This is a genomic window from Pseudactinotalea sp. (assembly GCF_048594945.1).
In the GTDB taxonomy this organism is placed as follows: Bacteria; Actinomycetota; Actinomycetes; order Actinomycetales; family Beutenbergiaceae; genus Pseudactinotalea.
This window is the reverse complement of sequence record NZ_JBMDXJ010000434.1, coordinates 1-9,685: the sequence shown is the minus strand read 5'-3', so window position 1 is coordinate 9,685 and position 9,685 is coordinate 1. Positions and strand designations below refer to the sequence as shown.

General features: G+C 70.4%; 11 protein-coding genes and 1 tRNA gene. 6 read left to right on the top strand and 6 right to left on the bottom strand.

Features of this window, described 5'->3' with window-relative positions:
- Positions 1-42: 42 nt before the first annotated feature.
- The 4 genes from ACOJSN_RS19765 to ACOJSN_RS19750 all read right to left on the bottom strand — a co-directional run bounded on the left by ACOJSN_RS19765 (position 43) and on the right by ACOJSN_RS19750 (position 3,467).
- Positions 43-1,302, bottom strand: a complete 1,260-nt coding sequence (locus tag ACOJSN_RS19765; protein WP_420114194.1) for an alpha-amylase family protein — start codon at positions 1,300-1,302, stop codon at positions 43-45.
- A gap of 37 nt (positions 1,303-1,339) precedes the next feature.
- A complete protein-coding gene (locus ACOJSN_RS19760) occupies positions 1,340-2,341 on the bottom strand; it encodes a proline racemase family protein (RefSeq protein ID WP_420114195.1) in 1,002 nt (333 codons plus the stop codon).
- On the bottom strand, positions 2,338-3,342 hold the full coding sequence (locus ACOJSN_RS19755) for an Ldh family oxidoreductase (protein ID WP_420114193.1): 1,005 nt from the start codon (positions 3,340-3,342) through the stop codon (positions 2,338-2,340). The genes ACOJSN_RS19760 and ACOJSN_RS19755 overlap by 4 nt, the downstream gene beginning before the upstream one ends.
- Positions 3,343-3,385: 43 nt before the next feature.
- A tRNA-Leu gene (locus tag ACOJSN_RS19750) sits at positions 3,386-3,467 on the bottom strand.
- 51 nt (positions 3,468-3,518) lie between these two features.
- Between ACOJSN_RS19750 and ACOJSN_RS19745 the strand changes: the two genes are divergently transcribed.
- From ACOJSN_RS19745 to ACOJSN_RS19720, 6 genes are all read left to right on the top strand, one after another.
- Positions 3,519-4,241, top strand: a complete 723-nt coding sequence (locus ACOJSN_RS19745) for an HAD family hydrolase (protein WP_420114192.1) — start codon at positions 3,519-3,521, stop codon at positions 4,239-4,241.
- 167 nt (positions 4,242-4,408) lie between these two features.
- Positions 4,409-5,437, top strand: coding sequence for a phosphate/phosphite/phosphonate ABC transporter substrate-binding protein (gene phnD / locus ACOJSN_RS19740; RefSeq protein ID WP_420114191.1), 1,029 nt, complete (start codon positions 4,409-4,411; stop codon positions 5,435-5,437).
- 73 nt (positions 5,438-5,510) lie between these two features.
- Entirely contained in the window at positions 5,511-6,254 is a 744-nt protein-coding gene (gene phnC, locus ACOJSN_RS19735; protein ID WP_420114190.1) for a phosphonate ABC transporter ATP-binding protein, read from the top strand.
- On the top strand, positions 6,251-7,075 hold the full coding sequence (phnE, locus tag ACOJSN_RS19730) for a phosphonate ABC transporter, permease protein PhnE (RefSeq protein ID WP_420114189.1): 825 nt from the start codon (positions 6,251-6,253) through the stop codon (positions 7,073-7,075). The genes phnC and phnE (ACOJSN_RS19730) overlap by 4 nt, the downstream gene beginning before the upstream one ends.
- The gene (gene phnE / locus ACOJSN_RS19725; RefSeq protein WP_420114188.1) at positions 7,072-7,953 is read left to right on the top strand and encodes a phosphonate ABC transporter, permease protein PhnE; all 882 of its coding nucleotides are present in this window, start codon (positions 7,072-7,074) and stop codon (positions 7,951-7,953) included. The genes phnE (ACOJSN_RS19730) and phnE (ACOJSN_RS19725) overlap by 4 nt, the downstream gene beginning before the upstream one ends.
- Entirely contained in the window at positions 7,950-8,834 is an 885-nt protein-coding gene (locus tag ACOJSN_RS19720; RefSeq protein ID WP_420114187.1) for a MurR/RpiR family transcriptional regulator, read from the top strand. The genes phnE (ACOJSN_RS19725) and ACOJSN_RS19720 overlap by 4 nt, the downstream gene beginning before the upstream one ends.
- 6 nt (positions 8,835-8,840) lie before the next feature.
- Here ACOJSN_RS19720 and ACOJSN_RS19715 read toward each other — a convergent pair whose 3' ends face one another.
- Positions 8,841-9,317, bottom strand: coding sequence for a peroxiredoxin (locus tag ACOJSN_RS19715; RefSeq protein WP_420114186.1), 477 nt, complete (start codon positions 9,315-9,317; stop codon positions 8,841-8,843).
- An 83-nt stretch (positions 9,318-9,400) separates the two neighbouring features.
- A partial coding sequence (locus ACOJSN_RS19710) for a hypothetical protein (RefSeq protein ID WP_420114185.1) occupies positions 9,401-9,685 on the bottom strand: 285 nt, incomplete at its 5' end.

Sequence of the window (9,685 nt, the reverse complement as noted above, 5' to 3'; positions counted from 1 at the left end):
GCGCAAACCGCCGTGGTGTGTGCTCCGCCACACCCGGGTCGCTCAGGTGTCGTACCGCCAGAGCGTGGCGCCGGTCTCGTCCTGGACGACGGCGGAGGTCGTGTTCTCGAGGTCGAGCGTCACCACGAGATGGGCGTCCGGTCCGAGCGCGCGGTACCGCAGCCGGGTGTTGGTGAGGTCGAGCACCTCGGTGCGGGACGCCATCAGCCAGGGGTGGCGGCGCCTGAGTGAGATCAACGCACGGTGAGCATCGAGCAGAAGGCGAGTCACGCCGTCGGGAACGATCTCGGCCGGGGAGTCGGGCCGCGCGGTGCGCCCCGCGTCGTCACCACCCAGGCGCTCCTCCTTGCGGCCGGACCAGGCGAGCTCGTCGCCGTAGTAGATCGACGGGATGCCGGCGACCGTCATCAGCACGGCGAGCGCGAGCACCGCGCGGTCGGGGCCGAGGGTGGTGGCGATGCGGGTGACGTCGTGGTTGCCCACGAAGGTGTTCGGCACGAACACTACCAGCAGGTCCTGGTGCCGCCCGAGGGCGTGGGCGAGCTCGAAGAAGTTGGCATCGAGCAGGCTCGACCAGATCGCCTTCCAGAGCTCGTACTGGGTCACGGTGTCGGCCGTGGAGGCGGTGACGAAGCCCGCGTAGTCGCCGTGGATCACCTCGCCGAGGAACCAGGCGCCCGGGTGCCGCTCGCGCACGCGGCCGAGCGCGGCCGCCCAGAACTCGGTCGGCACCGAGTACGCGGCGTCCAGACGCCAGCCGTCGATGCCGCGGTCGAGCCAGTAGGTCATCACCTCGGTGGCCAGGTCGACGGCGGCGCTCTCGTCGTGCTTGAGACGCGCCAGGGAGCCATGACCTTCGAAGACCAGCGGTGACGGGCCGCCGTCGGCGTCCCAGTCGATGTCGAGCAACCGGCCGGCGGGGGAGTCAGGGCCGCCGTCGAGGGCGGCGGCGACGGCGGGGTGCTCGCTGCCGACGTGGCTGAACACGCCGTCGAGGAGCACCCGGATGCCGCGCTCGCGGCAGGCGTCGATCAGCGTGACGAGGTCGGCCTCGGCGCCCAGCCGGGGGTCGACACGGAAGAAGTCGGTGGTGTCGTAGCCGTGACTGGTTGAGGCGAACACCGGGCCGAGCAGCAAGCCGTTGGCTCCTAGCTCGATGACATGATCGAGCCACGGGAGCAGCCGGAGCAGGCGCGGACCGGGGTTGCCGTCGGGCTCGCGGATCGGCGCACCGACGGCCCCAAGGGGGTAGACGTGCCACCAGATCGTGTGCTCGGCCCACGCCGTCGGGCGACTGCTCACCTGCCCACCGTAGGGCGCCGGACCACTCGCGGCGCGCTCATTCGAGGCTGAAGCCTGCAGGGAACGGGTCGTCGGGATCGAGCAGCAGCTGGGCGGTGCCGGTGAGCCAGGAACGTCCGGTGATCGTGGGGACCACGGCCTCGCGGTCGGCGACCGTGGTGCGTTCGATCAGGCGCCCGGTGAACGTGGTGCCGATGAACGACTCGTTGACGAGGTCGGTGTGCAGGGGCAGCTGGTCGCGCGCGTGCAGCTGTGCCATCCGGGCGCTGGTGCCGGTGCCGCCCGGTGAGCGGTCCAGCCAGCCCGGGTGGTTGACCAGGGCGTGCCTCGTGCGGCGCGCGTCGGAGCCCGGGGCGAGGAAGACGACGTGCTCGCAACCCGCATACCCGGTCTCCGGATGCACCGGCCGAGCGTGCTCGTCGATGGCGGCCATGATCGCCCGCCCGGTGCTCACGAAGGTCTCGGCGCTGGTCCGCTCGAACGCCAGGTCCAGCGCCTCGGCCTCGACGAACGCGTAGTAGTTGCCGCCGAACGCCATGTCGTAACGGACATCGCCCAGCCCTTCCACGTGCACGCTCCGGTCGAGGGAGTCCACGAAGGCGGGAACGTTGACGATGGTGACCGACTCGGCGCGGCCGTTGTGGACCTGCACCTCGGCGGTGATCAGTCCGATGGGGGTGTCGAGGCGCACCGTGGTGGTCGGCTCGGTCACGGCGACGAGCCCGTTCTCGACGAGCACGGTGGCCACCGCCATGGTGCCGGCGCCACACATCGGGAGCACGCCGGTGACCTCGATGAACAGCACGCCCCAGTCGGCGTCAGGTCGGGTGGCTGGCTGCAGGATCGCCCCGGACATCGAGGAGTGTCCGCGCGGTTCCAGCATCAGGAACGTGCGCAGGTCGTCCGAGTGCTCGATGAACCACAGCCTCCGTTCGGCCATGGTCGCGCCCGGCAACGTGGCAACGCCACCCGTGACGACCCGCACGGCAAGGCCCTCGGTGTGGACGTCGGTGGTGTGGATGAGGCGTGTGCTTCTCAGGGTTCTGCGCTCCGGGATCGGGCTGCTGCCTCTGTCAGGCGCGCGTACAGGTCGGGAGTGAGGGTCGCCTCGGCAGCTGCGGCCTTGCGGCGCCCGAAGTGTGCGCCGTGCTCGCGCGCGAGCCGCTGCAGGTGGCTCTCCACACGCGCGGGGTACTCCGGGTCGAATGCCTCGGGGTCGATCGCGGCGACGAACAGGCCGAGCCGCGGGGATCGGTCGCCGGAGTCGAACGGGGCTGCGTCGATCGAGAACGATCCGCCCGCGAGCACCGCGAGGAGCTCGACCATGAGGGCGATGTTGGAGCCCTTGACGCCCCCGAAGGGCAGCAGCGCTCCCTTGAGGGCGGCACCGGGATCGGTGGTGGGTTCGCCGTCGGCATCGAGGGCCCAGGCCGGCGGGATGGGCTCGCCCTGCTGGGCCGCGTCCCGGATGCGTACCCAGGCCGCAGCGCTGGCCGCCTGGTCGAACCCGCGCGGTCCCGCAGGGTGCGGCACCGCGAACGCCATCGGGTTGGTCCCCGTGACGGCCGCGGTCGCACCGTGCGCCGCCATCAGCGGTGAGGAGTTGGCGAACGCGAGCGCGATCAGCCCGTTCTCGGCGACCCTGTGGGTGTAGTGCGCCAGCTCCCCGGCGCTGAACGAGTGTCCGATCCCGAGCACCGCGACACCCTGGGTGCGGGCTGCGGCGAGGAGGGCGTCCACGCCGGCCTCGAACGCCAGTTGGGCCGTGCCCTCCTGGGCGTCCACGAGCACGATCGCGGGCCGCGGCGTCCGCACCGCGGGTTCCGCATGCCCGTTGAGCCGGCCTTCCTCGAGGGCGGCGAGGTAGTCCGGTAGATGTGCAGCACCTACCTCGGGGTGTCCACGCTGCTCGGCCCCGATCGTCGCCGCTGCAAGCGCGTGCGCGGTGCGCAGTGATCCGCCGGCGCCGATGACGGCGCTCGTGCACAGGTCGGCGAGCTCGGGCAGCGGGATCCGCTTCATCGATGCGTGCTGGCTCATGTCCGTTCAACGTAGCGAACCCGCGACGGGTACCGAGACGAGGTGCGCGAGGTGGGACTCGAACCCACACGCCCGAAGGCACAGGAACCTAAATCCTGCGCGGCTGCCAATTACGCCACTCGCGCTCGTGGGACATAGCGTAGGTGCCAGACGCCTCACCTTACGATCGGAGCCTCGTGCCCACCACGCCCACGCCCACGCTGGTGCTCGATTTCGATGGGACTCTGTGCCTGGGAGACGACCCGATCCACCTGTTCGCCGACGAGTTGAGCGCGCTCGTCGAGGACACGGAGGTCTCGGCGCAGATCCGGCGCCGGCTCGAGGCGTTCCTGGCGGGGGACGAGCGGGTGGAGGACGCCGAGGACGGCTATCACGCGCTGTTCTACCTCGGTGCGCCGCTGGCGCTTCCGCGGGAGCAGGTCGCGGCCGCGTACCAGCGCTCGCGCGAACGCATGGAGGCGGGGGAGGGCACGGTCTACGCGCCCGAGGGCATCGTCGACCTGCTCGACGACGTCCGTGCGGCGGGCGCTCGGGTGGTGCTCGTGACGAACGCGCCGGCCGTGGGTGCGACCTCGTGGCTGGAGAGCGTGGGGGTGGCCGCTCGTCTCGACGCCGTGATCCCGGATGCGGGCAAGCCGCAACTCATGAGCGACCACCTGAGCGGGCTGCTGGCCGAGGCCGGCGCGAGCGAGGCACCCCAGTACCTGGCGAGCGTGGGGGACGTCTGGGCCAACGACGTCGAGCCGGCGATCCGTCTCGACGCCCAGGGCTTCCACATCGACCGGTACGGGTCAGGCCGCACGCCGACCACGGCGAGCGCGCCGACGATCGAGGAGCTCTACCCGCTCATCCGTGCCTGGGCGCAGGACCCGACTGGCGCGGTCCGTCCCCAACCCTGAACAACTCCCTGAGTGTTTACCTGATCGATACCTTCGAGACGCACCGGGCACTGGCGCTCGCCGTGCGCGGTCAGTAGCGTGCAACGCGTGTCCACCCCCGGGGAGGGGTACGCAATGCCGTTACCTGGCAACTTCCTGGTCCACGACGTCATGAACCCGAGGTCAGCATGAAGCGTTCGATCCTGTTCCCAGCCATCGCCGCGGTCGCGGCCCTCTCGCTCGCCGCCTGCGCGGGTGGTGATGGTGATGGCGACTCCACGGCTGGTGGCGGTGGCGAGACGAGCGAGGATGGCGGCGGTGAGGCGGCCGAGGACCCCGACAAGCTGATCCTCGGGCTCGTGCCCTCGCAGGACGTCGACCAGCTCGTGGAGGATGCCGATGCGCTCGGCGCGCTCATCGAGGGCGAGCTCGGCATCCCGGTCGAGACGTTCGTGTCCACGGACTACTCCGCTCTGGTCGCAGGCATGCAGACCGGCCAGGCCGACATCGGCATGTTCGGCCCGATCGCGCTGGTGCAGGCCGCCGATGTGGCCGGCGCGACCCCGGTGCTGCAGTCGGTGCGTTACGGCTCCTCGACCTACCACACGCAGTGGTTCACCAACGACCCCGACACCTACTGCCTCGACGAGGTCGTCACCGTGACGAACGACGACGGCTTCGACATGACCTACTGCAACGGCACCGACACTGCCGAGACCGGGCCGGCTGGTGAGGACGCGCTCGCGCTCATCACGCAGGACACTGCGATCTCGATGGTCGATGCCGCCTCGGCCTCCGGCTACTACTACCCGGCCACCCAGCTGCAGCAGATCGCCGGGCTGGACCCGCTGGCGCTGAACGCGCAGTTCGCCGGCGGCCACCCGAACTCGGTGCTCAGCGTGGCGCGCGGTGACTTCCCGATCGGCGTCAGCTTCGACGACGCTCGCGAGGAGGTCACGGGCGAGAACGCCGAGATCGGTTCCGAGGTGACCGTGTTCGCGTTCTCCGAGGAGATCCCGAACGACGGCGTGGCGCTGCGCGGTGACCTCTCCGACGACCTCAAGCAGCGCATCGCCGACGCGATGGTCGCCGTGATCGAGACCGAGGAAGGCGCGCAGGTCTTCAGCGACGTCTACAACATCGACGGCCTCGTGCCCGCCGACCTGGACGCGCTCGACATCGCCCGCCAGGTCGCGGCCAACTTCGGCGACGCGTGATCGACAGCCGGATGGGGTCGCTCCGAGGGACCCCATCCGGCTTCGCTGTGCCCTCGGAGCGAAGGAGCTAGTTGTGGCGATCGAGTTCGACGGCGTCTCGCTCACGATCCCGGAGGGCCAGTTCGTCGTCGTGGTGGGTCTGTCGGGTGCCGGCAAGTCGACCCTCGTGCGCACGATCAACGGCCTCGTTCCGGTGACCAGCGGCACGCTGAGCGTCGACGGCCAGGACGTCGGACGAGCGAGCCGGCGCCAGCTTCGCGCCCTGCGTGGCAGCATCGGGATGATCTTCCAGTCGTTCAACCTGGTCACCCGCACCTCGGTGATGAACAACGTGCTGATGGGCCGGCTGCACCAGGTCGGCACGTTCCGGTCGCTGCTGGGCTGGTACACCGCAGCCGAGAAGGAGCTGGCCTTCGACGCCCTGGAGCGCGTCGGGATCGTCGAGAAGGCCTGGCAGCGTGCCTCGGCGCTGTCCGGCGGCCAGCAGCAGCGGGTCGCGATCGCCCGCGCGCTCGCCCAGGAGCCCACGATCATGCTGGCCGACGAGCCCGTGGCCTCGCTCGACCCGCCCACGGCCAACGCGGTGATGCGCGACCTGCAACGCATCAACCGCGAGCTCGGCATCACCACCGTGGTCAACCTGCACTTCCTCGACCTCGCCCGCCGCTACGGCGACCGGATCATCGGCATGCGTGCCGGCCAGGTGGTGTTCGACGGCACCGGCGAGGAAGCTGACGATGCCGTGTTCGAGCGGATCTACGGCCGCTCGCTCACCGCCGACGACGTCATCGCCAAGGAGCCCGGAGGGTTGGCGTGAGCGCGGCGACACCCGTCAACGATGCGCCGGCGGCCGCGCCGTCTCGACCGCGCAAGCCCCCGCCGAGCCCGTTCGTCATCGTCGGGCTCGCCATCGCCGCAGCGATCACGGTGTGGGCGGGCATCGGCATCGACTTCACACTGCTGCCGCTGTTCACCGACCTCACGCGCGGCCAGGTCATCATCGAGCAGTTCCTGCGGCCCGAGTGGGCGTTCCTGCTGCGCCCCGCGGTCTCGGCGGCCTTCCTCGAGACGTTGTACATGGCGATCCTCGCCAGCCTCGTGGGCTGCAGCGTCGCGCTCGTGCTCGCCATGCTCGCGAGCAAGGTGACGGCTCCCAACACCGCCGTCTACCGCATCACGCGGGCCGTGCTCGCACTGATCCGCTCGCTGCCCGATGTCGCCTACGGCCTGATCTTCGTGGCCGTCCTCAGCATCGGCGCCCTGCCCGGCGTGCTCGCGCTGATCATGTTCAACATCGGCGTGGCGGCCAAGCTCACCGGAGAGACGATCGACTCGGTCGACCGCGGCCCTGTCGAGGCCGTCGAGGCCGCCGGCGGCAGCAGGACCCAGCGCGCCCGGTGGGCGGTCTTTCCGCAGGTCGCGCCGAACTACCTGTCGTACTGCTTCTACGTGTTCGAGCTCAACATCCGCGCCTCGCTCGTGCTCGGCATCGTCGGCGCCGGCGGTATCGGACAACTGCTGCAGACCTTGCTGGCGAGGTTCCAGTACTCGCAGGTCTCGGCGATCGTCGTGATGCTGTTCGTGGTGGTGTTCGTGCTCGACCAGGTCTCTCGGGCCCTGCGCAGGAGGCTGACATGAGCGCCGAGCACACGGGGCGTCCTGCGCCGCCGTCCAAGGTCCGCACCACGATCGGCATGATCGTTGTGGCGCTCGTGGTGATCTTCGCCGTCAGCCAGATCGACGCCCGCTGGGAGCGGCTCCCGGAGCTCGTCACCGTGCTGCCGCAGTACGCCGGCCTGATGGTCGAGGGGATCCTGCGGAACCCGTTCACCGAACCGGCGAGCGCGGACTGGACCAGTGCCGTCCGGTACACGCTGGAGTCGGTCCAGATGGCGTGGATCGGCACGCTCATCGGAGCCGTGATCTCGTTCCCTATCGCGTTCCTCGCCGCACGCAACACGGCCCCGATCGGGGTCGTGCTCGTGGTGCGCCAGATCCTCAACGCCATCCGCGCGGTCCCCGAGCTGATCCTGGCGATCGCGATCATGATGCCGATCTTCGGCTTCGGGCCTCTGGCCGGTGCGCTCGCGCTCGGCGTCGGCGCGGTCGGCACCCTCGGCAAGCTCTCGAGCGAGGCGATCGAGGGGATCGATCCCGGTCCGGTCGAGGCGGCGAAGGCCGTGGGGGCCACCAAGCTGCAGACGCTGCGCTGGGGTGTCGTACCTCAGGTGCTGCCGGAGATGGTCGCGTTCTGGCTCTACCGCTTCGAGATCAACATCCGCGCGTCGGCGATCCTCGGTGTGCTCGGCGCGGGCGGTGTGGGTGCCATCCTCAAGCAGCTGTTCGACAAGCGCGAGTGGGAACGCATCGGCATCACTCTTCTCGTGATCATCCTGGTGACGATCCTCATCGACCAGGTCTCCGCCGCCGTGCGGCACCGGATCATCTCGGGGCCGGCAGCTCGGGGTGTCAAGCGATCGGAGCGGACCGTCGAGACCGAAGGGCTCATGGGATGACCACCACGCAGCACCCCGAGCTCGGCTCGGTGCCCGCGCTGATCCGGGCCGGCATCCCCGATCTCAACCCCAGCGAGCGCCGGGTCGCTGAGGTGTTCGTCGACCGCCCGACCTGGACGATCGAGGCGAGCGCGCAGGAGATCGCCGACGCCGCCGGGACGTCGCGGGCCACGGTGGTGCGGACCGCGCAGCGACTCGGGTTCACGGGATACCCGCAGCTACGGGTGCTGCTGGCCCGAGATGTCGGACTCGGGTCCGAGCGTCCCGCTGCGGAGCACCCTCACGCGTCCGACGACGCCGCGGGCGTGTTCCACGCGTTCCTGCGCGATGTCGCGCTGACCATCGACGACGCGCTCGCGCTGCTCGACCCCGCCGACGTCCGTCGCGCCGTCGATCTCCTTGCCGACGCCGGGCAGGTGCTGGTGGTCGGCAACGGGCTGTCGCTGCCGGTCGCGACCGAGATGGCGATGCGGCTCAACGCGATCGGCCGGTACGCCGACGCGCCCACTGATCACGTGGAGCAGGGAGTGCGCGCCCGGCGGCTCGGCCCGGGGGACGTCTGCGTGGTCGTGAGCGGTTCGGGCAGTACCCGCCCGACCATCGCGGCGGCGAGAGCCGCCTCGAAGGCGGGGGCCGCCGTCGTCGGCCTCACGGCCTCCTCGACGGCGGGACTCGCCGACATCGCGACCCTCAGTCTGGTGGTGGGGCTCGGGGCGCCGTCGTTCCGCGACGACATCACCCGCACCTCCCGACTGCCGCAGGCGATCGTGGCCGGCGGTCTGGTGCGGGCGCTGTCGGAGCGCAACCCCGACGCCGCCCGCGAGGCGCAGGCGCGCATGCTCGATGTCATCGGCGAGGTCTTCCTGCAAGACCCCCGCTGACAACGGTCAGTCGATGCCGAGGTCGCGGCGGAGCTTGGCCACGTGGCCGGTGGCCTTGACGTTGTACTGGGCGAGCGCCACGGTGCCGTCGGGGGCGACCACCACGGTGGAGCGGATCACGCCGACGTAGGTCTTCCCGTAGTTCTTCTTCTCGCCCCATGCGCCGTAGGCCTCGAGGACCTCGTGCTCGGGGTCGCTGGCGAGCGGGAAGGTGAGCTGCTCGTCAGCGACGAACTTCGCGAGCGCCGCCGGCTTGTCCGGTGAGATGCCCACCACGGCGTACCCATGCGCTGTCAACGAGGCGAGGGAGTCGCGGAAGTCGCAGGCTTCCTTGGTGCAGCCAGGGGTGCCGGCAGCCGGGTAGAAGTAGACGATGACGCCCTTGCTCGCGGTGGCGAGCAGCTTGCTGAGGCTGACGGAGCCGTCGTCGGCGGTGGGCAGGGTGAAGGTGGGCGCAGTCGCGCCGACATCGAGTCGAGGCATGGCTCCACTCTAGGGAACCTCTGATCGCCACGGCGCTGAGCCCGCCCGGACGGCTACGGTGACGCCCGGGCGAGACCGCCACCCTATCCCCGCCGCAACGCGTAGGCCCAGGTGGCGAGCGCGAGCGCCAGGCTCCAGATCGGCCACAGGAAGGTGACGCCGATCGCGGCCCAGTTGTCGGCGAGGGACCCGATGCTCCCCACACCGAGCTGGTCCACCGCTGCGACGATCATCGAGACGCCCGCAGCCAGCAGCATGGCGGCCACGACCGAGGCAGGGACGACCGCCAGCCCCACCGGGACGCGCCTGCCACCAAGAGCCGGGAGCCAGGTCCAGAACCGCTCGCCCCACGGCCGCACGAGCCCGAT